This is a genomic window from Colwellia psychrerythraea (assembly GCF_000764225.1).
GTDB lineage: Bacteria > Pseudomonadota > Gammaproteobacteria > Enterobacterales > Alteromonadaceae > Colwellia > Colwellia psychrerythraea_D.
This window is the reverse complement of the sequence record NZ_JQED01000029.1, coordinates 273,961-299,277: the sequence shown is the minus strand read 5'-3', so window position 1 is coordinate 299,277 and position 25,317 is coordinate 273,961. Positions and strand designations below refer to the sequence as shown.

The following is a 25,317-nucleotide window of genomic DNA, read 5'->3' as shown; positions in this document are numbered from 1 at the left end:
CGTTATAGTCCTAACCCCAGCGCAAGACCTAACGTAATACGATTATTTAATTGCTCATAGGTCAGCTGTGTTACTTGTGCTTGTAGGGAAAATGTTTGTTGTTGAATTTGTAATAAATCGAGTAAGGATACTGTGCCTTGGCGATATCTTGAGGTATAAGTGACTTCACTGCGTAGCGCACTCTCTAATGCTAACTTTGTTAAGTTTAAGCGCTTGGATATTGCATCATCTTGTGCAATCGCGTTATCAACTTCATTGACCGCAGATAACAGTTCTTCTTGGAATGCCCAATAACTTTGTTCAGCCGAAAGCTTGGCTATCTCGGCTTCACTGTTTAGTTTGCCAGCATTGAAAATTGGCGCTGATATCTGACCAAGTAGTTGCCATGCACTACTGCCGAATAAAGCATCATGTAAGTTATTGTCATTACTATTGATTGAACCAGATAGGGTTAAGCTGGGTAATAATGCTTTATAAGCAACCTTATGCAGGTATTGGCTTGAGAGTATATTTTGATAAGCCTGCTGTAGGTCGGGGCGACGTCCAATACTGCTCGCGTCGATCTCATTTACAGGAATAACAACCTCTGGAAAGCTTGCTTGATAACTTAATTGATTTTTAGCTACACCGGTGAGTAACGAAAGGTTTCTCAATGCTTCTTGGTATTGGTTTTGATAATCAACCAAATTGGCTTGGCTACTTCGCGTAGTCGATTTCGCCGTATCTAGCTCGTTTAATAAGATCAAACCTTTACGGTAACGATCGATGATAACCTTGCCATTTTTTTTATACGTTGTAACACGCTTATCTTCAATATTCGTTAATTGAGTGAGCCTAACCAAGTTGAGGTAGGCTTGCATAACTTTGGCTACCAATAAATCCTTAGCGCCTTGATAGGCGTAAACACTGGCAGAAAAATCAGCTTCTTGGGCTTGATTTGCATTGGCGAGTTGCTGCCAAATGTCTGCAGTCCAGGCAACATCTAGGCTACCGCTGTAAGATGCTGAATTGTTTTCCGAATTACTGGCATTAACCCCTGCAGACATGCTTGGCCATTGGGCTGATGATGATACAGTGACTTTTTCTCGAGCCTTTTTTAAGGTAAGCAACGTTTGCTGCAAACTTGGGTTATTCGTTAATGCATTCTCAATAAGTGCATCAACTTCTTTGATTGATAAAAGGTCAGTCAGCGGCATAGCTGCTGGTTCATTGCTAAAATCTATCTTGGTATTGGCTAGATTAGTTAGCTGATTATTGGCTTGTGTGTCATAAGTAACGTCTTCAAAAGTTGAACATGCGCTTATGAGAAGAGCACTAATCACTGAAAGAAATAACGGATAAAACTTCACTGTTAAACTCAAATTAGTCAAATGTGATTTAAATGTAACAAAGCAGGGGTTAAGTGAAGGTTAAGAAATTGCCTTAATCGCTAACATTCATTTTTATTGTTTTCTGGCTTGATAGTTTTTCTTAATTCAAGGCAAAGTTCGCGTCAATAGCTGGTCTATTACAGGTAAATTTAACGCAGAAGTTAGGAAAAATAGCTGCTAGATAAACATTTGTTAAGCCGAGTTCAGCTTCATTAGTATTTTGTCAGTAACAAGTACTGATATGTCAAAAGTCTTGAGCTCTCTTACTTTCACTCAACAATAAGGTTAGATGCATAAACTTGGAAACATAGTGATAGTAGGGGAACAAAGTGGCTAGCTAAGCAATAGCAAACTGTCCAGATGGTGAAAAATAGCATTTTTCTGGACGATTTCGATTAATATATAACGCTGGTTTTGACTGTAAACACCAAATGGCTGATTTTTGCTTTCACTGAGCAGGTGCAATTGGGTTTCTAAAGAGCAAACTTCACAGAAATGGCGTGTAATGGTCCTTTCAATAGTTAACTGAAGAGCAAATTTATTGAGCAATTAACTCTCCAGTTTTCCTGCTCTTTATCGCCGCTGGGGGGCATAAAGATGCCCGTTATCGACAATGTTGTGGAGCATCAGAGGCAGTTCCTTGCAGGAAATGCCGAGACAAAATTTTGTGACTTTATACAGAGAAAAATATCAATAAATTTTATTCCGATAGTTGCTGTAATAAATTAACGGCATCATTTCGCTCAATAAAAGTATCAGTGGAAGAGGTTGCTTTTATTAACTCTTGTTTTGCTTCTCCTGTTCGTCCCAACTCATTGAGAGTGTAGCCCAAGTGATAACGGATTGAAGGAGCGTTTGAATTCATTGAAAATGCCTTTCTGAGTATTTTTAAACTTTCGTTATGATTGCCACGTAAGCTTAAAATCCAACCGTAAGTATCGAAAATAGATGCAGATGAATCATTTAAGGCTAATGCTTTTTTAGCATAGGCTTCTGCACTTCCTAAATCTGAATTTATTGATATGTAGGCCAAATTATTAAAAACAGAAGCTTTACTTGGCCAGTTAGGGACCTCAGCAAGTTTTTCATAATGTAATTTAGCAGTATGAAAATCTTGATTATTGAGTGAATAATCTGCGAGTAAATTTCGCATAAAGTGCTTGTTAGGATATTTCTTCAATATATTTGCTACGAGATCACTGAACTCTTCTCCTCCTATACCTTGCTCAGTAAGTTCATATAACTTTATTAACGCGAGTCTAAAATGATTATCTATGGATAAGGCGGCATAAAACTTCTTTTGAGCTAATAAATTTTTGCCTTGTTTCATAAGTAAACTACCTTGTACCAAAAGTACGTTAGGATTGTTTTTGTGATCTTTTTCAATAGTTTTTAATTGCGTCACTGCAGAATCTAGATTACCTAAAGTCATTTCTATCTTTACTAATTCTAGGCGTAGACGTAGGCTTTGTGGTGCTAATGATAATGCCTTATCAATCGAGTTTTTGGCATTACTAACATCATTTAATTTGAGTTGTAATTGGCTTAATTGAAATAATTCACTTGGTGAATTGACTACTCCTTGTAACAAGCCAAGTTGTTTTCTGGCATCAACTATTTTGTTCAATGCCAAATATATTTCAGCCTTTTGTTTAATATAGGCAGGATTTAAAAATACTAGCTTAGTGAGTTTATCTGACTCAACTAGTGCCGCATTGAAATCGCCTTGATTAGCATAAATCATTAACAGCGCTTCTATTACTTCTGTATTAGTTTTGTTTGCCTGAGCTATTTCCTTAAACAACTTAATGGCTGTAACTATTGAGCCAGTATCACGTTCAAGCTTTGCCATCAGTATTTTCAATTGAACTTGATTTGGCTGTAAAACGATTAGTTTAGCCGTAATCTCTTTTGATTTTTGATAATTTTGCATTGCAGCACTTGCTGTGGCTATATTAAATAAACTAGAAAAATCATCTGGTTTGTTAATTAGTATTTTTTCAAAGGTATCAACAGCGCTTTGCCATTGTTTTTGTTGTAAGAATAACGTACCTCTAAAAGCAAGGGAGTCGCTATTTGTCGAATCCTTCTCTAACAAGAGTTCAGCCATTTCAACTGCTTTTACTAGATTTCCTTGGCTTCGGTAGGTAAGCCCCTTAGCTAGCGCGTAGGCAGCATCAAAATCTTTTGGTGTATTACTATCGAGTTGGGCTAAAGCTTCATCATAACGAGAGCTTATTGTAAGCCATTTTGCTCTTGCAATGATTAATTGAGGATGGCTTTTATAGGTTATTTCAAGTTGTGAAATTATACCGTCTGCTTTAAACAGTTTTTTATTATTTAAGTAAAGCTCAACAAGTAGCAAAGATAAGCGTAAATCAGCATAAATAATACTAGTTTTAACTTCTAAAAATTCGAGGGCATTTTCTGTCTGCCCTTGTTGTAGGTAAATATCGGTAAGTATACTTATACCAGATAAATCTTCTGGTCTTTCTTGTATATAAAATTGTAATTCTTGTTGAGCGAGTTCAAATTCCCCTTGAAAATAAGCTGCAGTACCAGCTATATAAGCAAGCGATATATGGGAATGTTTTTCTTCATCAGTTAATCGTGATAGTTTTTCACTAATATCACGTAAAATATTTTGCGATTCTTCATTTTTATTACTATAAGCTAATAACTGACTTTTTAAGAGTATTGCATAGGGATCTGAAGGTGTTGCAAGTAGTATCATTTCGATTATGCCAAGGGCTTTATCGTATTGACTTGCATTGGTATAAGCATGGGCTAACTTTCTTTGCACCATAGGATCATTAGCGTTATGACTGTGTGCTTTTTCGTAAGCGGTTAAGGCATTGCCTTGATCGGAAATTTTATCGAAATACTGACCTGTCAGGTTCCAAACACGACTATCGTTTGGGTAGAGTACTACGGCATTATCAATAAGCTTTTTAGCAGCATTGACGTTTTTTTGATTTAATTCAAATGAAGCGAAAGCACTTAGCGCGCGTATATCGTTTGAATTGATAGCTAATGCTTGTTCAAAAGCTGAACGGGCACTTGCATTATCGTTTAAAGAAGAATAAGCATTACCTGAAAGTAATAACCAAATAAGTTGCCCTTCTTTTGATAAAGAGCGATTTTTCCCCAAGTTTATTACTTGATGATACTGTCCAGTAACCATTAATGCATGTCCTAAGTCGTTAAGCACTAGGTTAATGTCTGCACCTTGATCTAATGCATCTAGAAATGTATCAATTCCATCTGAGTACAACTCTTGCTTTAATAATACTTTAGCCATTAATATTTTTGCAGGTAAATTATCAGGTTGATGCTTTAATGAGTTTTTTAGGTGTATATAGGCTTCTTTGGTATTGTTTTCTTCAAATGCTAAAAGCGCTTGTTCGTAATCATCAGCAGCGGTCACTGAAAAAGAAGCAAAAATTAACAAAAATAAGAATATTAAACGCATGTCTGTCCAATTAATTAGGTAATGTTTATGACTTTAATTCTAACTATATAACAATTAAATGAAAGTTTGTCGGCGATATAATTCATTTACTTGGTATAATGTTAAATAATAAACAAAAAAAGATGGCCACGGCCATCTTTTTTTAGAGAGAGATTTAGAGCTATTTTATTTTACGACGATTTGATGCCGTTAATCCCATTATAGCTAAACAGAATAGAAGAATTGAGCTTGGCTCTGGAATAGAAGCTGGTCCAACAGGCTCTTGTTTATCGAAGCTTACACTAGCTAGTTTCATTCCATCGTTTCTTTCCATATCCTTATTACCACCAAATACTGAATTTAGTGATCCAATTAACCAGTGAGTTGAGAATTCGTTGTCAACATTTGTGCCTGCAAAATTGGTAAAATAACCTCCTGACTTCTCCATTTGTGCATAATCAGAACTTAAAGTGTTATCAGTTTTAATACCTGACCAAGTCTTATTATGTAGGCTGCCATTACCTGTAAAATCGTTGGGGTCCAGAGCAGCAACGCTAACTTGGTTTTGGCCAGTACTACCATATACCCAACTATAGGTGGCTTTGGTTAGTGAAACGACTTCAGAAAATGACAGTAAGAAAAAATCATAATCATTCCCAGTATTATTGGCCGAGTGACTTGGACTACCGCCACCTTCATCTCTATTTGTTATTCCCCAGCCGTTACTATACTTGTTTAAGTCTCTTGCTATCTGAATGGTACCGTCCCCTGGGCCATCATTAGAACGACTTCTAGTGTCAGACCATCCAGACACGTTAATATTAACACCATCAACAGATAGGGAAAAATTGGTTATGTTACTTGATGAGCCAGAAACACCACTAAAACTTGCCGTGGTAGTATCAGCATAAGCAATTGAGGAAGAAAGAATAAGAAGTCCTGTTAAACTCCATTTTTTAATATTTAACAACATAATGACTCCAAGTGAGATCTAAAAGATAAAGTTAAAAAGCAATAAATGTACCGTTTTTTTAAATTACTTTAATAACAGTTGGTTATGAATAGTAATTAGTAGGTGGATTTTTTTGTGTAAAAAAAACGGACAAAATTGTTGGTAATAATTATATGATATTTCTCTCAGTTTGTATCATATTTACAAAATAATTCTGAGCTTTATGGCGCTATCTATTTACCACTGATATTTAAAAGCCGTTTATTATGCAGCTTTATTATAAGCAAAGTCTTCGAAGGTTGCACATGTGCTGATAAGAAGATCACTAATCACTTAAAGCAATAACGGATAAAACTTCACTGTTAAACTCAAATTAATCAAATGTGATTTAAGTGGAGCAAAGTAGGGGGTAAGTGAAGGTTAAGTAGTTGATAAAATCGTAATAAGATACAGTTAACTTGCTGTTAGCACTTGTGTTTTGACTCGACTTAGCAATAAAAAATAAGGCTTCTTATTGGGGAAGAAATATGCAAAAAGTCAAACCTAACAATTAACTATCTATGATCTCGATCTTGATCTGTAGTTAAATAGCTCTTTAGTCATGCTCATTTCTGCATCTTGCAGTAGTTTAGGTATATAATGATGCCCCCTTTCAAAAAGGTTTGTATTTTATTAGCTATAAATTTTGTTGAAGCGGGAAAATGTTATGAGCAAAGTAGACATATCACTGACTGGATTTTACCAGATAAACACTAAAACAAGCCCGAGTAGTATGGCATGCAGGTATTAGAAAAAGATTATCAGATAAACAGCGTTCGTAAGGCTATTGATGCAGGTGTTAACTCAATTATTGCCTTACCAACAGGGGGCGGTAAGAGTATTTGTATACTTAAATTATGCCAAGCAATGCCCGATAAAAAAGTTGTCATTAGTTTACGTAATGCGGCACTGGTTCCTCAATTACTGAATACCCTCAATGTCAATGGATTGTCAGTTAGTGTCGTAAAGTCAGGCTATAAGTATATTGCTGGCGGTGATGTTACCTTGGTAATGGAGCAATCATATAGTCGGCGAAAGCACTTAAACATACAATGTGATGTTTTGCTGCGAGATGAATATCACGTTGGCTGTATGGGGGGCGTTTATATTGCTATGCGTGAAGAGTTATCTCCTGATTTGATCATAGGGCTTACCGCAACACCCATCGATAGATTAGGTGTTTATATTGATAAATCGATGGAACTCATTGAAGAAACAACCACAAGACAGTTAATTGAGTTGGGGGAATTGGCTAAGCCTGTTTATAAAGTACCCAGCCTTTCTCAAGAGATAGATTATAGCGCCGTAAAAATGTATCGAGGTGACTTTAGTGTTTCAGGTTTAGATCTTATTTTGCTTGAACATTGCTCGTTAGTGGCACAGCAAACCCTTGATGATGCATTGTCTCAAGGACGAAAGGTTATGCTATTTGCTAACTCTATCAACCATGTAGAATCCTTGTCCGAGGCTTTTGATTTACTCGGTGTTGACCATGAGCGTGTTCACTCTCAGCGCTCTTCTGAAGAGAATGATGAAAGTATACGTCGGTATAAATCAAACGAAGTTAGGCTAATTATTAATATGTCTATGTTAACCATTGGCTTTGATGATCCGACGACTGATTGTGTTGTTTTAGCACGACCAACCAAGATATTACGCTTGTATTTACAGATTATTGGTAGGTGTTTACGTGCATCAAAAGGTAAAACTGATGCCCTGATACTGGACTTAGCGCAATGTATTTCGACCCATGGTTTTGCTGAAGATTATAGAGACTTTACCCGTAAAACTTCAAAATCTGCTGCGATAATGGCTGAGCGGTTAAGCGTGACTAATATAGGCCAGTTTGTCGATGGTGAGTTTACCTATGATGATTCAATCGAGCGAAAGATTGTCAAAAGAAAATCACCTGTCATTCGCAGGAAACCTCGGGATGGCTTAGTGGCAAGTAAAGAACTTGTTGATAGAGCTGCGAGCAACAGAGCTGCGGCGTTACATCGGCTAAATCCACGAATGGAAAAACTCGTTAGCACTATTGAGTTGGTGAATATAGTTTATGATCAGCAAGACGAAACAAGCAAGATGCTTGATGAAGTGGCGATGGTCAAACTAGTTGCCTTGATAGGTTTTGCTTACAGTGACTCATTAGTTGATAGTTGCACGGCATTAGTTGAAGGCTTGCACGCCCAAAACCAGTCAATTAGAGGTTTACCCCTAAGAGTTAGCAACTTGATAACCCAAATCGCTATGCAAGATTTGGCTGTTAAAGAAGTGGTAACCAAATCATAAAAAACTATAGCTGAATAACAGGAAGACCTTTGGTTAACTTTACGTGAAAGGTAAATTAAGCAGAGGTCTTTCGTTCCGATGAGGTAGCCATTATCTCGATCATTCCCTTTCTCATATAGCCATTCACTCAAACTCATAGTCAAACTTAAACATATGAACCGCTGTAATTAATTGTTACAAAGTTTGACATCGATCAAGTAAGTGGTAGTGCGAATCATTCACAATAGCGTTCAAGTTGATTTGACATTTATCTGCCACTATAAAGAGCTTTACATGAGAATATTTTCACCGTTATACCTTGCCCTCGCGACAATATACCCGCTAGTTTCAACGAGCGTAGCCTTTGCTGAAGAAGCGGCTGCAGCTGACGATAATACTGAAGTGATTGAAATTAGAAGTTTAAGACAAAAATTAGATCAAGCGGGTCGACTAAAAGATGTCATTCAGCAAACTGAAGTTTTAGATGCAATCACGATAGAAAATAAAAATGCCTTAAGTCTCACCGCTGCAATTAATAATGAGCCAGGTGTTAATGTCTCAAATGAGTGCTCTATGTGTGGCGTTAAGCGCATTATGCTTAATGGTATGAAAGGTGAACATACCACCATATTAGTTGATGGATTACCTACTCATACCTTGATTTCTGGCTTTTATGCCGTAGATGCAATTGCGACTACGGGGGTTGATAGAATTGAAGTCGCTCGTGGAGCAGGGGCCTCATTGATTGCTCCTGAAGCAATTGGCGGTACTGTTAATATCATCACCAAAGAAGCTTATGAAAATACTGCGAGTTTTGATATTGCTAAAGGTTCTCATGACTTTACTGCAATGAAAGCTATGGCTACAGGTATTTCTGATGATGGCAAAACAGGCATGACCTTTATAGGGCAATATGATAAACAAGATCAGGAAGATCATGATGATAATGGCGTCAGTGAAGCGCCTTTTATTGAAAACTTTTCTTTTACAAGCTTTATTACCCAAGATATTTCTGATAGCAGCAATGTGCAAATTCGTATCTCTAAAGTAAAGTCTGAAATTTTTGGCGGACCTATTCTAGGTGGGCAAGTGGACTCCATTGGTGCAGCACTTGCGGGTTATGATAAACAAGCCTCTGAGCATTTGTTTGAAGATGATGATGTTAGAAAGCAATATCTAGGTAAGCCATGGGAAACTACTGAGTGGATTGATACTTCTCGCGATGAAGCTTATGTAAAATACCTGACAGAGGTCAGTGACTATACTGTCGCAGAGTTTGCTGTCAGTTATGCAAATCATTTACAAGACTCTTTTTATGAAGGTATAGATTACCAGGCAGAAGATACCATGTGGTATGCAAGAGCCAAAATTGATATGGAACTATCTGACAAGCACTTCATTACCTTTGGTGCTGATACTCGACATGAAGAAATGCGTTCCTCTACCGAAGCATTAGAAGCGGTTGCAGCTTATCAAAGTGATGGGTTTGATTACGAGACTACAGGCATTTTCTTTCAAGATACTTGGACACCACTGGAAGTACTAGAGGTTGCTATTGCTTTGCGTATCGACCAAATCACCGCTGATTTCGTTGATCCTGAAAAAGTAGGTACTGAGGTTGAAGAAACTTTTATTGCTCCCCGCTTAGATTTACGTTATTTCCATACCGACGAATTAACCTCTCGCTTTTCAACGGGTCGTGGTTATCGAGCGCCTTTATCATTCTTTGAAACAGATCACGGTATTTTAGATACTGAATTAGGTTATCAGATTGATATTAACTCACTTGAAGAGTCCTTATCAGCCAGCTACTCATTAAGTTACGATACTGAAACCGTCGCTATCACAGCATCATTGGCTCACTCTAGTGTAGATAACTTAGCCAGCTTAGAAGAAACCGCAGACGGTGTGCCATTATTGACTCAATTAGAAGAAAGTGCCTCAGTTACCACTTTTGATATTACACTTGGTTATAACCTTACTGAAAACTTCACTGTGAATATTGGTCTTGAAAAATTCAATTATGATGATGCTTTTAAATCTTCTTATGCCATTGCACCGGTAGAAGAGCGTGCCAGCATAGAGCTTCAGTATGAGAAAGATAATTTGAAAGTTTTTTGGTCAACAGTATGGTTTGGTGAAAAAAACTTAAGCGACTATGGTTATGAAGGTTATAACAAGCTGAACGACGCCAGTACGGTAAAAACATTGGTGGGTAAGTCTTTTTCGATGTCAGACATTAAAGTTCAATATCAACTAACTGAACATACTAAGATTTATGCAGGTGTGTCCAATATATTTGAGCAGACCCAAATTGATGATGGTGATACGCCATTATTTTATGACGCAGAAGGGGGTTATGATGTTGCCTATATTTATGGCGCTCTACACGGTCGAGAAATGTATGCAGGCGTAGAAATTAAATTGTAGCTTACTTTATCTTTTGGCATGTCTAGCATGATAGTGATTAGTTGATATGTGTTTTTTAAATAAATTTTACTTAGTAATAGCACTATTATTAGCTACTGTTATTTTGTTTAGTGAGGTGCAAGCGACACCGTTTTCACTGAAATCACTAAACGCCCACGGAGTAGAAAACAGTAGAGAAGATAATGATTTAGCAACGATTGTTATGATCTATCAACCTAATTGCAGTTGGTGTAAAAAACAAGGAAAGACATTATCAATAGCCTTTAAGCAATGTCGACATTCAGTGAATATTGCCTTAGTTGGCACTAAGGGCAATGCTAGACAGTTAAAAAAGGAGTTAAAGCATTACCATAAAGATCTTCCCGCATTTATCGCTGATCGCAAGTTTTTGAGAGCAGTTGGTGGTTATCAAGCATCGCCAACAACACTAATCTTTACTGCTCAAGGCGATTTGATAATGAAAAAACGTGGCTTTATTGCCCAAGAAAAATTGGCTAATGCGATGTCAATTGTCAGCAAGGGAGCTTGCCACATTTAATCGTAATAGATTAATTTAATAGCTTTTTGTCGGACTTTCGCTGCTATATTCGCTAACAAGACTTTAGTCCACGAACAATGCAATAGATACCTGTGCAGATTAAAAGCACAGGTTAATCCGTTGACACTCCTTGTAACAAGTTTTGCTTTAAATTATGGCTAAATTGATTATGATGAAATATCCCTTCATATTAATTCGTCCTATTGGTAAAACCAGCATGTCACTATTACGTAATATAAAGAGCAAAATAAAGGGCAATATTAAGTTTGTCCGAAAAATTTCACTGATAACCACCAGTTGTGCTCTTGTGCCTTTTTGTGCAAATAGCGTTGATATTGCGCCGACTAGCCTGAGTAAATCTGAGCGAAATATCACCGCTCAATTACATCTTGCTGATACCGGTATACCTTGGGGAATGGTTTGGTTACCAAATGGAGATCTATTAATTACGTTGCGAGACGGTGAGTTAAAGAGACTCAAAAAAGGGAAAGTTATTGCTGAAACCATTTCTGGTCTGCCAGAGATAGCGGTTGGGCGTCAAGGTGGCCTACTAGATATAGTGGTACATCCAGACTATGCCAGCAATGGCTGGATATATTTTTCTTATGCCAAGCCTGATCATCATGGCAATAAAAGCACGGCGATAATGCGAGCAAAACTCCAAGGTAAAGCGCTGACCGAGCAAGAAGATATTTATGTCGCACAGGCTTATGGTAATAAAGGCAACCACTTTGGTAGTCGATTAGTTTTTGATAACGAAGGGGATTTATATTTTTCGATTGGCGATCGAGGTCAAAGAGATAAAAACCCTCAAAATATAACACGTGATGCAGGCAAGATTTATCGAGTGCGCGATGATGGCGGTATACCTGATGACAACCCCTTTGTTAATAATGATGAAGCTAAAAAAGCTATCTATTCATATGGACATCGTAATCCACAGGGCATGGTTAAACACCCAATAACTGGCGATATTTGGACCCATGAACATGGTCCCCGTGGTGGTGATGAAATTAATCTAATCGGCAAAGGTAAAAACTATGGTTGGCCAGTCATTAGTTATGGTATTAATTACTCTGGTACTGAAATTACCGAATTAACTCAAAAGAAAGGCATGGAACAGCCGTTATGGTATTGGGATCCTTCCATTGCACCTTCTGGCATGGCCTTTATAACTAGTGAAAAATATCCAGAGTGGCAAGGTAATATAGTGATAGGTTCATTAAAGTTTGGTCAGGTTGTTATGGTTACTTTAGAAGGCAATAAGGTGGTTAAGGCCGAAGTCATTAAAGATGAATTGACACGAGTACGAAATATTAAGCAAGGGCCTGATGGTTATGTATATGTTGCGGTAGATGGTAAGGGAATTTTTAAGTTAATCCCTGACAAGTCACTTTAACAAGTTAAGATCTTAACGTTAAAGTCACTAAAACAATACCATGATCGGTGCTTTCACCATCACGGTCAAAAATAGGATTAATTAAGTGGCGATCGTAGGTGTGGTATGCACTGACTTGATAAAGACTGTCATGGTAACTGGCATCAAATTCACAGGATAATAAAATGTAATCCAGTACCGAGCTACTTGAGCCAAAATAATGTGTTGGCGTACGCACTATTTGTTCTTCTCGGCTACTTAGGTTTTTAATCTCAAGATCAACTTCGCTCACCTCACTTTTTTCATTATTAACTGCTGTTTGAAATAAATCCCACGCGTCATTTAAACAATATTTAGCAAGATATGCATCGCGATCAATGCCTGAAACAAAACGCAGGGTATTGGTCAGTAAATGACTCAAAACACCATCTGATAGGGTATTATTAAAGTCGCCCATTAATACCATAGGATTGCCCGTCGTTTCGCGTCGCTCAATCATATCAATCATTAATAATGTTGATTCACTGCCACGTTGTATCGTTGAGCCCCAACCACCAGCTACGTTTGCTTTTAGGCTTTCAATAATGTTTTTTTCTGGTGACCAATTTTTATTTGTCTCATCTATTTCAATCATCGGACGCTTAGACTTAAAGTGCACCACATAACAATCACATTTGCCCATATGAGGGAGTTCGACTGTTGCTCTGATAACTTTTCGGCTGTAAGAAAAGTTATTGGCTAAGCCGAGTGCTTGCGCAAGTTCAGTATTTGTTTTTACTGCTGCCACCTCTACAATAGGATAGCGAGAGGCAATGGCCACCACAGGGCTACGATAAATAAAGTCATCAATGACATCGGGCTGATCAATTACTGCAAAATAGGCATACCCCTGCCCAGCCACTAATTCTTTTAATGAATCAGCACTGAAAACTTCTTGAAATCCAATTATATCAGGCTGAAATTCATGTAAATATTTAGTCACCCACTTTTGTTTTTTTGCCCATTGTTCGGCACTATAAATGCGCTCAAACTCATAAAAAGCATTAGGCGGTTCAAGGTAATTAAACAAGTTAAAGGTGGCAATTTTTAGTGTTGTATTTGCTATCGACACATGAAGTGGGGCAGAAGAAGGGGCTTGATCTATATCTTTTTTATTGTGGTAGCTGATGATGTTAACTCGCCTAAATGATGAGTGACAATTGTACCTCATCATTTAGCAAAGTTATCTAATTAAAGCCATTAATATTTTGCTAGGTAGGGGACTCTACTTATCAGCGTTTAATATTTGCTCTAATTTTAAATTTGTTAATTTCATCACACTTCTCACCACATAAAACATGATGGCAATTAACATGATTGTTGAAGGAATGGCAATGACAGGATAACTTAATAGCGTCATTTCGCCAAGTTGCTCATTAAACTGCGAAGTACCAGCAGGGCTAACGACTATCCATTTAGCTAGAAGGTAATTCATAGTTGCAGAAAAAACGAATGTTGCTGCTAATAGATGATTTGCCCGTTGAATTTTAGCTTTGAATTTATCCGTTTTGTTGTTATTCGCAAGTGACTCATAGATGAGGTCTAAATTAAAAATAAGAGGGTTTAACAATAATTTGGCAATTAAAGGTTTGCCCCAAAAGCCAGATATTAGTACCACTAGCCCTATGGCAGAAGGGATTGCCGCTTCCTTAATGGCTAACCATTCAACGTCCAACTCAAATAAACCGATGCCACCAGTAAGAAAAGTACTTAAAAAACCGAGTAGTGAAATAAAGTTCATTGACTTGTTTTTAATAAAGTCATACAAACCGTAACTGATAGGGAAAAAGAGTGCCAAAACTAGGGCATACATAGAGCCTAAATATTGATCTCCTGATAATTTCATTAAAATAATCGACGGAACAGCAATATTAAAAATAATCTCTAACAGGGTATTATTGGGGCGTTTAGCTTTTGTTTGAATAGACACGATAACTTCATACTTAGGAAATACTGAGATAAGTAAGTATATTTCATCTGGAATTAGATCTCAAAGCTAAAGAAGGGGGGAATTTTTACCACAGGTATTAAACCTTTTTTGAGTTAAGGCAACATGATGAAGCAGGAAGAAAATTGCAAGAGCCTCCGCTAGTCTGAACTCGCAACAGGTATGCATCGGTAATATCGAAGAGAATATTTATACAGGCGAAAGAAGAGAATGCCGAAATATCTTTCCCCGAAGGCATGAAAAGCATGTCGACGTTCAACAGTTAGTTGTCAATATTAACCGTTGAACAGTTAGAGTAAAGGTTGATTTATAGCCAAGCTATAACTTTAGTTAAGTTCTGTACTCGGCATTGATTTTGACGTAATCATAGCTAAAATCACAGGTCCAAATCGTTGACTCTTTGTTGCCACGATGAAGTTGCACTGTCATATCTATTTCTGCTTCGTTCATTATCGTTTGCCCGTCATCTTCTTTATAACTTGCGGCACGTCCGCCTTTTTCAGCCACTAACAAATCACCAAAGTAGAGCTCTAATTGATTAGTATCTAAATTAGCTAACGACTCACACTCGCGAGAAGCATAACCAATAGCAGCAAGCACACGGCCTAAATTAGGATCAGAAGCAAACATTGCCGTTTTTACTAAGGGACTTTTACCGATAGAAAAACCAATAGTTTTTGCTTCCTCAACAGATAATGCTCCTTTCACTGTGACCGTGATAAACTTAGTCGCGCCTTCGCCGTCACGAACGATGGCCTTAGCTAAGTATTGAGAGGTTTCAAGTAAAGCGTTAAAGACTTCTTGGTAACCTTTATCGTTAGCGCTTGTGATAGCAGGCGCGTCACTTTTTCCCGTAGCAATAACAATAAAGGAGTCATTTGTAGAGGTGTCGCCATCAACAGAAATACAGTTAAATGATAAGTCTGCAATTTCTTTTGTCATACTGTCTAATAACGATTGCGTTATATGCGCATCGGTGGCGACATAACCTAACATAGTCGCCATGTTAGGATGGATCATGCCAGCACCTTTAGATATTCCGGTGATATGTATCTTGTCATCACCCACCTTTACTTGAGTAGCATACGCTTTAGGCGCAATATCAGTGGTCATAATTGCTGAAGCAGCATCGGTCCAGTTATCTGTGGTTAAATTCTTCACCGCTAAAGGCAAACCTGCTAAGAGCTTATCCATAGGCAGGTGTTCTAGAATGACGCCTGTTGAAAAAGGTAATATCGACTCGACTGGAATAGCCATAATTTCAGCTAAATGTTGACAGGTGGTTAGCGCATCTAACATACCTTGCTCGCCTGTTCCTGCGTTGGCGTTGCCCGTATTAACGACTAATGCCTTTATGCCCGAAATAGTGTTATTTTTCACTGCCGTTAAATGTTGTTTACACAAGGTTACTGGTGCAGCGCAAAATCGATTCTGGGTAAAAACACCAGAGACGGCACTGCCATCACAGATTTCAATAACGAGTAAATCTTTACGGTTTTCCGTTTTAATGTTTGATTCAGCCCAACCAAGGCGAATACCTTGGATTGGCGTAAGTGAAGAAGGAACTATTTCAGGTAAATTAACAGGCATAAAGAATTATTTATAATACAGAAGTAAATAAATATTACTATTTTATGGGTTTTTATGCAAAAAAATGTACCTAGTAAAGTGCGATAAAATATAATTTTCTGTTGTTAAGATAGTAAACAGAATGATAGTGCATCGTTTGGGTATTAATTAACACTCTTGGTTGATGCAGAGTGTAAATGCACCACTGACTTCATTGTTTCAAATACTTCTTTATTTGGATATCCATCCGCAATAAGTTGATGATGCAGTTGAAATGAGCGAATGGCTTGTCTACTCTTAGGTCCCCAGATACCATCAGGTTTACCAGTATCAAAGCCTAATGAATTGAGTTGGCCTTGTAGATTTTTCATTTGGGTAGCACTATAAGATTTTACGGTAGCTCGGTTGTTGCGTGAAAAATTCATGCCTTTAGCGCCAATTAATTTATTGGCCAGTATGCCGACTGAAAGTGCATAACTTTTCGAAAGATTCCACGTCATTATGACGTTAAAATTAGGGTAGAGTAAAAATGCTGGTCCTTGATAACCTGATGGAAGATAAAGCTCTGCTTCAATGTCATAAGTAGATAAGGATTGGTTATTTGTTTTTTTAATGCCTAACTCTTTAAAGTAGTTAAGCGGATAGTATTGATCAAAAGCCACTTTATCAAAGGCAAAGCTTTCTGGTAATTTAACTTCTCTACCCCAGCGCTCTTTAGATTGCCATCCAATTTGATTTAAGTAGTTGGCCGCGGTGGTTAAGGCATCCACTTCGCTTTTCCAAATATCTACTTTGCCATCATTATTACCATCAACGGCATATTTTAAGAACGCAGTCGGCATAAACTGCATATGTCCCATAGCGCCGGCCCATGAACCTCGTAGCTGCTCGACAGAAACTTGCTTCGTTTCGAGTAAAGTGAACAAGTTTAACAATTCTAAGGTAAAAAACTCACTACGACGTTCATCACAGGCCAATGTGGCTAAAGAATTTAATACCGACATTTTACCTTTATGTTTGCCAAAAACGGTTTCTAAGCCCCAAAAAGACACAAGATATTGACGCGGCACGCCATATTTTTTTTCTAAGGTATCGAACAATTTTTTATTTTGTCTTAGTTTTTCTTTACCTACGCGTACATGATAATCCGTCACTCTCGCTTTAATATATTGCTGAAAAGTTTGGGTGAATTCAGGCTGCTTTTTATCTAACGTAATCACACGTTTAATCGGAGAAATATCATTAATCACGGTTTGGGTGATATAAGGTGAGAATCCTGCAGCTTCAGCACGTTTAACTAAATTGATTTTGCACTGGCTAAAATTTTCATCGGCAATTGTTGCCTGAGCAATAATAGGGAAGAGGACACAAAGCATGACCAGCGTAAGAGTATGAAAAAAACTAAGAGTTTGTTTGATAATAGAGTTGGACGGGAGCATGAATGGCATTCCTTAGCAAAGTTAACGCTGTAAATAGCTTCGCTAAATTTTACCTTGATAACAATCATTATTCATTGTTTTCTGTAAAATAACACTCTTGCCATGATTTAGGAATGGATTAACAGTGAAGGCGTTGAACAGGGGGATTGGATCTCCCCCGGTAATTTTATTTCTGTGGTAGCGCGCTAAGCATTGAATTAACGATTCGCTAAAATGGTATTAATCTCTTCAATATGCGTTTTTAGCTTACTCAAGCAGATGTCAGTGTCCTCATCTGACATATTATTACCTTCTAATAACACATAACGATCTTGGTCTAAGTCAGTCATGTTGGAAAAGTAGAAAGCATCTTTCCAAAATTTACATGGTGTTGCTTCGGTAGATAAGTACTCTTCGCACACTTGTTGATCCTTAACATAAGGCAGAACGGCTAATGCTTTATGTTTATAAACTTTGACAAAGATCCCTTCAGGCCAGTTTTTTAAGCGAATATCGAGATCACACTTTATGTCGGCATTTTCTTTTTTCAAGTACACTTTTTTTACTTCAAATGATCCTCGCCATTGAGAGAATATAGTCCCAGAAAAAATGTTGTTTTCTATATCATTAAATTTACTCTCAATTTGTTGAGTTATGATATTGATGTGTTCTGACATGATTTAGCTGCCTTTTATTTTATAGGAGTAGACTGATAAATAAGGTGGTAAGTTGACGGTTAAGTGCTACTTAATGACAGTATAAATCGTTGCTGTAATACTTTGTTATGAGTAGTTTTTATAGTTTGATAAGTTTATTTGTTGAAGTTGCCATCTGTTCATGCTGGTTGCCGTGTACAGCTGATCTTAAGCATGTTTACTACGATTAATTTAATAGTACCGAGTATATTTTACTGTATGATGCCAGATTTTCTGAGGATATTGACAGACAGTGCAGCGCTCTATCTTTACTGAACGTAATTATCTAACCTATTTGTGTGGCAGCCTCTTTTCTACGCAAGGTCTTTGGATTCAGCGTATGACACTGGGCTGGATGATGTGGGATCAAACCCATTCTGAAAGCTGGTTGGGTTTGCTGGCTTTTTTAATGTTCTTCCCGTCAATCGTGTTAAGTCCTTTATTTGGCGTGATGGTTGATCGCATTGATCGTCGACAGGCGGCAGTGATAACCAGCATAGTACTGGGTCTGTTATCACTATTGCTGTCCTTATTGGTTTGGCAGCAATTAGCTGATGAGAAGATGTTACTGTTCTTTTCTTTTGCAATAGGTGTGGCTAATAGTGCCTACCAGTCGATAAGACTGTCTTTGGTGCCAGAATTAGTCAGTGAGCTGAATATGCCTAAGGCAGTGGCTATTAATGCTATTTTGTACAATACTTCTCGCTTTATTGGCCCTGTAATGGCGGGTTATCTTATTAAATATCAGGGTAATGATATGGCGTTAGCCGTCGTTGCAGCTAGCTACTTGCCATTAACCCTCGTATTGCTCTTGTTAAAACTTGATAACTTTCAGCGTAGCGCGGGCTCGAAGCAATTTACGTTTTTTATGGATGTAAAAGCTGGGCTCAATTATGCCTTGAGTTCAGATCTCATTCTACGCTTGTTACTCTTGATTGCTGTTTCCGCTGTATTCGGTAGGGGCTTGTTAGAAATCTTACCCGCCGCGGTAGATATACTCTACTCTCGAGGAGTTGAAGCGTTAGCTTGGATGAATTCGGCGGCGGGAGTTGGTGCTATTATAGCGGGTTTTTTGTTGTCATTTTTTAGTGCTGCCTACTTAATAACAGCAATGCAAATTGCAGCGATTGTCTCCGGTATTTTGCTAGTCATATTTAGTTATATCAGTAGTTTTGAGTTAGGTTTAGTTATTATTGGCGCACTAAGCTTTTGTGCCACTGTCTGTGGTGTAACGACTCAATCATTGATTCAAGTTTCTGTGACAAGTGCGTTTCGAGGTAGGGTGATGAGTTTATGGGGCGCCATTAATATTGGTGGTGGCGCATTAGGTGGTTTGTTATTTGGTGTGTTTACCGAATATATGGGATATCCCTTTACCCTAGTTACTATGGGGGGGATTTGTGTTGTTATCGCTTATGTCGCCACGCGTGGTATTAGGTTGCCTATTACATTTAATCAGCCAAAGCTTAATTAACATTTACTAAATATTAATTGATGAGGAAATAACACTTGGTTGAATCTCCTCAAATGATAAGGTTTTTAAGATGCTGAGTAATGGGCTAAAGTTCAGTAGAAACTTTGTTTCTTCCGGTATCTTTTGCTCGATATAATATTTGATCAACTTTATTGATCATCTGACTCATTTCATTTGAGTGACTAGAAAAGTAGTCTAAACCAATTGATACAGTGATTTTTATCACTTTGTTTCCATAAATTATTTTTAGATCTTCAACATTTTTTCTAATTTTTTCTGCAACAATCATTGCGGTTACCTTGGGTATCTCAGGCAATAACACCAAAAACTCCTCGCCCCCCCAACGGCACAGAGTATCTACCTCCCTAATGCTATTCTTCACAGTCTTAGCAAAGGCGATTAACGCTTCGTCTCCACAGGTGTGTCCGTATTCATCATTAATTGATTTGAAATGGTCAATATCCAACATTAGCAATGAAAAGCCGCGCTTAAATCTTTTAGAGCGAATGATCTCGGCATTGAGTAATTCGGTAAAGTATCGGCGGTTGTATAACTCTGTTAACGGGTCTCTTCGTGAGGATAATATTAATTCTTCTAACAATTGATTTTTTTCAGAAATATCTCTAATAACTGCAGTAAACTCAACATTATCGGCAATACGAATTTTTGATATGGTCACTTCAATGGAAAATTCACTGCCATCTTTTCTAAGGCCTTGCACCGCTGCTCGAGTTTGCATAGGCCTAGAGTCGACTTGTGATCTTTTAAACCCTTCTATATAGCCATGATGCTTCCCCTGATATTTTGCAGGTAATAGCTTAGTGAGAGGCTGACCAATTATTTCTTGTTCGCTGTAGCCAAACATAGATTGTGCTGCGTCATTGAAAAGTTTAACATTTTGCTGCTCATCTATGGTAATTATGCCGTCATAGGCGGTATTAACGACGGCTTCAAATCGTTTCATTGAGAGATTTAATTGTTTTTCTAAAACTATTTTCTCTGTGATCTCCACACAGGTTTGAATAATTCTAAATTTTTTATCGGTTGAGTTTACGATAGGGGATACTATTGAACGCCAGCACCTTTCTTGCCCTTTGTAATCAAGTACAATCTCAGTTTCCAAAGCAATACGCTCAGTTTTACAATGAATGAATGCCTCTTTCAAAGGGTTGTGAATGTATCTCGGGAATATTGTTGTTAGTGGCTGACCCAGTGCTTTAGCACTTGAATAGCCAATAAGATCCTCATAGCGACTATTGCAACTTACTAGTTCAAAAGCGACAGATTGTGGGTCGAATTCAAACACCGCAAAACTCGCGCCTATGGCCTCAATTGAGTTGATAAGTGTCTTATGATCGCTTAGAAAAAACATGTGGCTCTCCATTACCGGGGATTTTACGTTAATCTGGAACCTTTAATCGTATTTCTAATAGCAAAGTTACATATTTGATAAAAGAAAACCCATCTAACAAAGAGAGTGAATAAGAGACAGAAAGGTGTTTATATAATGTGTGGACTATATATATATATTCTTATAATTTCAATCTCTTAAATGAATTTTTAGTACATTCATACGATTTTTACATTTCGGAGGGAAATTAGCTTAGATCTAATAAATTAGTGGCGAATTTTTCTCTTTGATTATTTTTTTAATGTGCTTTTTAACAACCACTTATTTAGCTGCTTAAGTCAAGTCATGGCACTTTTCATATGCAGATGATCAGCTATCACGATTGCTTATGTTAGCCATACACTGTTATGTCTGTTTTTTGCTTAACATTCTTTTTATCATTGGAACACCTTGATGTTATTGGGAATAAAAATGAGCACAGAAAAACGCAATGAAAATTATAAAAATGGCGAGCAAGTCCGTCGTGAAGTGATGGGTGATGAATTTGTAGACCGCGCTTTAAACAATGCCAATGAGTTTGACCTACCCTTGCAAGATTTAGTGATGGAAAATGCTTGGGGAAGTACTTGGAACCGTTCTGATTTGCCAAAAGATAAACGAAGTTTGGTAACCATTTCGATGTTAATCGCGCTAAAAGCACCTAATGAGTTGAAAGGTCATGTTCGTGGTGCATTGCGTAATGGCGTTAGTAAAGAGGAAATCAGAGCGGTGATTATGCATGCTAGCGTTTATTGTGGATTTCCTGCTGCCATAGAAGCGATGAGGGCAGCTAGAGAAATTATCGATACATGGGATGACTGAATAAGGTCTCTTCGACGTGACAATCTTGATTAATGAAGGCTGTTGTTGAAGGAGAGTATCCGCAAGGCATTGGCTGGGCTAAAAAAACTGGGGTATTTTGCTTGCTCTTATAGCTGGCTGATCAGATGGCGCAACCATTGGTGGCTTGCTTTATTGTTATTTATTTTGTGCCAATATACATTCAATTGATAGTCAGGTATCGCTATGGGTGGTGTGTAGATATCTATGTCAATAATTTTAGCTACATGTTCCGCCATCAGTCTTGGAAACGTTAATAAATAATCTGAATTTTCTATCGTGTAGGGTGCAGCCATCACGCTGGGTAATTGCAAAGCCACATGGCGTTTAAGTCCTTGACGGGCTAACTGCTGATCCACAATCCCTTGTTTCTCACCCCATGGAGATACTCTAACGTGTGATACTGTTAAAAATTTATCTAGCGTTAAGCCAGTTTTTAATTGGGGATGATTCTTTCTCGATATGGTGCAGTTACTGTCTTGCAACCAGGTTTGTCGCTCTATAGTGGACGATTTCTCAATTTCATGGCTAAAACCTAAGACATAATCTAGTTCACCACTGACTAATTTGGCCATTGGGACTTTATCTTCGGATGGAACTACGGTGATCCTAATATTAGGTGCTACTTTGCTAATGTGCCCAATGAGCTTTGGCAATAAACTAAATTGGGTGTAATCGGTCGCAGCAAAGGTTAATTCAATATCACTGGTTGATGGGTTAAACACTAAGCTATTATTTAATCCATTATGGAGTTGGGCTAGGGCAGGAGTTATGTGGTTAGCCAGCTCATGGGCAAATGGCGTTGGCTCCATTACATTATTGATACGAACAAATAGCTCATCGGCCAAACGTTTTCTCAGTCGAGATAAGCCATGACTAAACGCTGATTGACTAAGGTAAATCTCATTGGCTGCAGTGGAAACTGATCGACATCGATACAAAGCATCGAACAACAGTAATAGGTTTAAATCGATTTGATGTAAATTCATTATGAATACGACACATGTTACTATGAAGAAAATGCACTTTTATCATAATACAACAGTAGATATGATAGCGCCAATAACCAATTGTCAATATCGGAGCAACAAGTGAACCAATTATCAATCCGTCAAGCCGTATCCGCAGATAGTGAGTTAATACTGCATTTTATAACAGAGCTAGCTATTTATGAAAAAGCAGAGAATGAAGTACTTGCTACGGTAGAAACCATTGAGGCAACTATTTTCTCACAAGATAATCATGTTAGTGCGCTTATTTGCGAGGAAGCGGGTGAGCCATTGGGTATTGCTATCTATTTTTATAACTATTCAACTTGGCTAGCAAAACCTGGTCTTTATTTGGAAGACCTTTATGTTTCACCTGAGCACAGAGGTAAAGGCGCCGGTAAACTCTTATTGAAAAGAATGGCACAAATTGCCTTGCAACAAGGTTGTGGTCGATTTGAGTGGAGTTGTCTTGATTGGAATAAGCCATCACGTGATTTTTATCAATCTATTGGAGCGAAATCACAAGATGAATGGGTTGGTTATCGAATGTCAGGGCAAACCTTGATAGATTTCGCTGAACAAGATTAACACTATTTGAAAGGAATTTTACTTGTTAGAGCATTTGATAATCTATTGGTTTTATTAAGAGAGATTGAATGTTATATATCGTTTGGTGCGATGCTTTTGCCAAACGATACAAAGAGAATAGTTATTTTTTATTGGCTATACGAATTGAAGCTTTAACAATTTTAACAGCTTCTTTGGTTCTGCCATTACGGCTTCCTAGGGCTTCAATTTTTGATAAGCTGTCATCTAAATCGGTAACCACTTTACCAAAAACAGTATGCTTACCATCTAAAAATGGGGTCGGGATAAAAGTTAAGAAAAATTGACTACCATCAGTACCTGGACCTGCATTTGCCATGCTTAACGTGCCCGCTTCGTTATGACCTATTTCACCTGAAAATTCACCATCGTACTTATAACCTGGGTTACCAGCACCGGTCCCTGTTGGATCACCGCCTTGCGCCATGAACCCTGGAATAACACGATGGAAAGTTAACTCATCATAGAAGCCCAGTTTTGTTAAATAAATGGTACTAGATACATGCATCGGTGCTGAATCAGCGAGCAGTTTAATCGTGATATCACCTTGGTTCGTTTGCAGCTCCCAAAAATAATCTTTATCGGCTGCGAAAGTAAGTAATGGTGGTTTATTTAATTTGGTTTTCCACGTGGGATCTGTTTTATCGATTGTTTGCTTGGCAATGAACTTATTGGCTTTTTTAACGGCATTATCACCACAGCAAGCTGTTAAGGTTAGCGTAAGAAAAAGGCTAGTGATGATTTTTTTCATAGTATTCATATAAAATATCTTGTTGTTTCAATTCTATTTATTAGATGTTAACAGCTCTTTTCGCTGAAATCTCAACTAACAAGTGACAGACTTCAGCCATTGTGATTAAAAGTCACATCTGTAGTGTGAAACGATGACACCGCTAATTATGTCATTAAATTAGATAATAAGCGGTACAGCGTTAGGTTAATGCGAAATAGCTATTAAAATTTATTTATTATTAACTGGACGACTTTTATAAAGCACTAAAGCCGTGATTAAAAATGCTAAGAAAAACAAACCTAGTGTCGCACTTGTTTGATCTGATAATACATCATCAGGATTTAGTAACATTCGACCTTTACTTTCAATTTTATATACTTGATGGAACTTTCCGTTCACTTGCACTGATTGCAAAGTGATCTCTTTACCGAGAAGTACCGGTGATTTTTTTTCATCACAATATTCTGTTCTAAATTTAACCGATAAATTATAAGTAAGATCCGAGCCAGTAAGGCTTAATGAAGCGGCACCTTTTGGCGGACAATGTAATTGAAAGACAGTAGCAGTAGTGGTTTGAAGATCTGTTAATTCAGCATATGTTTTTGAGTGCTGAGAACTTTTTATCCCGAGAAGTAAAAAGAAGGCGGCTAACGCCAACAATACAATTCTTGTTGTTTTATTCATAAAACTCACACAAATTTGTCTTAGGTGTAAGACAAAATAATTTACTTAATTGGTGTGATGCAGTTGAACACAGCAATAATTTATATGTCTTGATTTATATCAGTAATCGATTCGTTAAATGCAACCTAATGGATTTCTGTTTTAGTTAAATGATCATCAAATGTTTTATATAACGCTTCAAGTTGGTATTGCCACGAAAGACCGAATCTCGTATTTGCTGAGCTGATCGCTTAACACTTTATCCGACTAATTGTAGCGAAATTAGTTATGGCTGTACTTTTATTACTATGTGCTGCAAGGAATATAGTTCGTGCACTAACTTATAATTGCAGGCCTATGATTATCAATTCTCACTTTATTTTGCCTAACCATGATCAATTATCCCTGATTGGTTTCAATTAACCCCAATTTAGCTGTTATATTCCTGAATTTAATACAGAGGTAATGGTACCTTGATCATTTCTGTTCAAACTATTACAATTATAATTAATTGAACGTTCAATTAA

Annotated in this window: 19 protein-coding genes; 7 read left to right on the top strand and 12 right to left on the bottom strand. The window is 37.6% G+C overall.

Annotation, left to right across the window (positions count from 1 at the left end):
* Positions 1-2 precede the first annotated feature (2 nt).
* The 3 genes from ND2E_RS09445 to xdp1 form a co-directional block, all read right to left on the bottom strand.
* Positions 3-1,349: a TolC family protein gene (locus tag ND2E_RS09445; RefSeq protein WP_052056579.1), complete on the bottom strand. Its 1,347-nt coding sequence runs from the start codon at positions 1,347-1,349 to the stop codon at positions 3-5.
* A 721-nt stretch (positions 1,350-2,070) separates the two neighbouring features.
* Complete coding sequence (gene prsT, locus ND2E_RS09450; protein ID WP_033094139.1) at positions 2,071-4,842, bottom strand: XrtA/PEP-CTERM system TPR-repeat protein PrsT; 2,772 nt, start codon at positions 4,840-4,842, stop codon at positions 2,071-2,073.
* A gap of 160 nt (positions 4,843-5,002) precedes the next feature.
* Positions 5,003-5,794 (bottom strand): exosortase-dependent surface protein XDP1, encoded by a 792-nt coding sequence (gene xdp1, locus ND2E_RS09455; RefSeq protein ID WP_033094138.1) that lies wholly within the window; start codon positions 5,792-5,794, stop codon positions 5,003-5,005.
* Between the two features lie 756 nt (positions 5,795-6,550).
* Here xdp1 and ND2E_RS09460 point away from each other — a divergent pair.
* The 4 genes from ND2E_RS09460 (at position 6,551) to ND2E_RS09475 (ending at position 12,447) form a co-directional block, all read left to right on the top strand.
* A complete protein-coding gene (locus ND2E_RS09460; RefSeq protein ID WP_033094137.1) occupies positions 6,551-8,101 on the top strand; it encodes a DEAD/DEAH box helicase in 1,551 nt (516 codons plus the stop codon).
* A 273-nt stretch (positions 8,102-8,374) separates the two neighbouring features.
* The gene (locus ND2E_RS09465) at positions 8,375-10,510 is read left to right on the top strand and encodes a TonB-dependent receptor plug domain-containing protein (protein WP_033094136.1); all 2,136 of its coding nucleotides are present in this window, start codon (positions 8,375-8,377) and stop codon (positions 10,508-10,510) included.
* A 46-nt stretch (positions 10,511-10,556) separates the two neighbouring features.
* Entirely contained in the window at positions 10,557-11,048 is a 492-nt protein-coding gene (locus ND2E_RS09470) for a hypothetical protein (protein ID WP_033094135.1), read from the top strand.
* A gap of 169 nt (positions 11,049-11,217) precedes the next feature.
* A complete protein-coding gene (locus tag ND2E_RS09475) occupies positions 11,218-12,447 on the top strand; it encodes a PQQ-dependent sugar dehydrogenase (RefSeq protein ID WP_223303617.1) in 1,230 nt (409 codons plus the stop codon).
* Positions 12,448-12,451: 4 nt separating this feature from the next.
* On the opposite strand, the gene ND2E_RS09480 is transcribed toward ND2E_RS09475, so the two are convergent.
* The 5 genes from ND2E_RS09480 to ND2E_RS09500 form a co-directional block, all read right to left on the bottom strand.
* A complete protein-coding gene (locus ND2E_RS09480) occupies positions 12,452-13,639 on the bottom strand; it encodes an endonuclease/exonuclease/phosphatase family protein (protein WP_150113750.1) in 1,188 nt (395 codons plus the stop codon).
* Positions 13,640-13,690: 51 nt separating this feature from the next.
* Positions 13,691-14,395, bottom strand: a complete 705-nt coding sequence (locus ND2E_RS09485) for a VC0807 family protein (RefSeq protein WP_033094134.1) — start codon at positions 14,393-14,395, stop codon at positions 13,691-13,693.
* A 348-nt stretch (positions 14,396-14,743) separates the two neighbouring features.
* Complete coding sequence (gene argJ / locus ND2E_RS09490) at positions 14,744-16,003, bottom strand: bifunctional glutamate N-acetyltransferase/amino-acid acetyltransferase ArgJ (protein WP_033094133.1); 1,260 nt, start codon at positions 16,001-16,003, stop codon at positions 14,744-14,746.
* Between the two features lie 143 nt (positions 16,004-16,146).
* Entirely contained in the window at positions 16,147-17,421 is a 1,275-nt protein-coding gene (locus ND2E_RS09495; RefSeq protein WP_033094132.1) for a lytic murein transglycosylase, read from the bottom strand.
* Positions 17,422-17,618: 197 nt separating this feature from the next.
* Positions 17,619-18,077, bottom strand: coding sequence for a hypothetical protein (locus tag ND2E_RS09500; RefSeq protein WP_033094131.1), 459 nt, complete (start codon positions 18,075-18,077; stop codon positions 17,619-17,621).
* A 271-nt stretch (positions 18,078-18,348) separates the two neighbouring features.
* On the opposite strand from ND2E_RS09500, the gene ND2E_RS09505 reads away from it, so the two are divergent.
* Positions 18,349-19,569, top strand: coding sequence for an MFS transporter (locus ND2E_RS09505; protein ID WP_033094130.1), 1,221 nt, complete (start codon positions 18,349-18,351; stop codon positions 19,567-19,569).
* A gap of 85 nt (positions 19,570-19,654) precedes the next feature.
* Here ND2E_RS09505 and ND2E_RS09510 read toward each other — a convergent pair whose 3' ends face one another.
* Positions 19,655-20,941: a sensor domain-containing diguanylate cyclase gene (locus ND2E_RS09510; RefSeq protein WP_033094129.1), complete on the bottom strand. Its 1,287-nt coding sequence runs from the start codon at positions 20,939-20,941 to the stop codon at positions 19,655-19,657.
* 450 nt (positions 20,942-21,391) lie between these two features.
* Between ND2E_RS09510 and ND2E_RS09515 the strand changes: the two genes are divergently transcribed.
* Positions 21,392-21,781, top strand: a complete 390-nt coding sequence (locus ND2E_RS09515) for a carboxymuconolactone decarboxylase family protein (RefSeq protein ID WP_033094192.1) — start codon at positions 21,392-21,394, stop codon at positions 21,779-21,781.
* Between the two features lie 107 nt (positions 21,782-21,888).
* Here ND2E_RS09515 and ND2E_RS09520 read toward each other — a convergent pair whose 3' ends face one another.
* Positions 21,889-22,788 (bottom strand): LysR family transcriptional regulator, encoded by a 900-nt coding sequence (locus ND2E_RS09520; protein WP_033094128.1) that lies wholly within the window; start codon positions 22,786-22,788, stop codon positions 21,889-21,891.
* A gap of 102 nt (positions 22,789-22,890) precedes the next feature.
* Here ND2E_RS09520 and ND2E_RS09525 point away from each other — a divergent pair, with 102 nt between their 5' ends.
* Positions 22,891-23,376 (top strand): GNAT family N-acetyltransferase, encoded by a 486-nt coding sequence (locus tag ND2E_RS09525; RefSeq protein WP_033094127.1) that lies wholly within the window; start codon positions 22,891-22,893, stop codon positions 23,374-23,376.
* 121 nt (positions 23,377-23,497) lie between these two features.
* Here the strand turns inward: ND2E_RS09525 and ND2E_RS09530 are convergent, their stop codons facing one another.
* Positions 23,498-24,154 carry a peptidylprolyl isomerase gene (locus tag ND2E_RS09530; RefSeq protein ID WP_033094126.1) on the bottom strand — a complete coding sequence of 219 codons (657 nt, stop codon included), beginning with the start codon at positions 24,152-24,154 and terminating at the stop codon, positions 23,498-23,500.
* A 201-nt stretch (positions 24,155-24,355) separates the two neighbouring features.
* Positions 24,356-24,811: a hypothetical protein gene (locus ND2E_RS09535; RefSeq protein WP_150113749.1), complete on the bottom strand. Its 456-nt coding sequence runs from the start codon at positions 24,809-24,811 to the stop codon at positions 24,356-24,358.
* Positions 24,812-25,317: the final 506 nt, after the last annotated feature.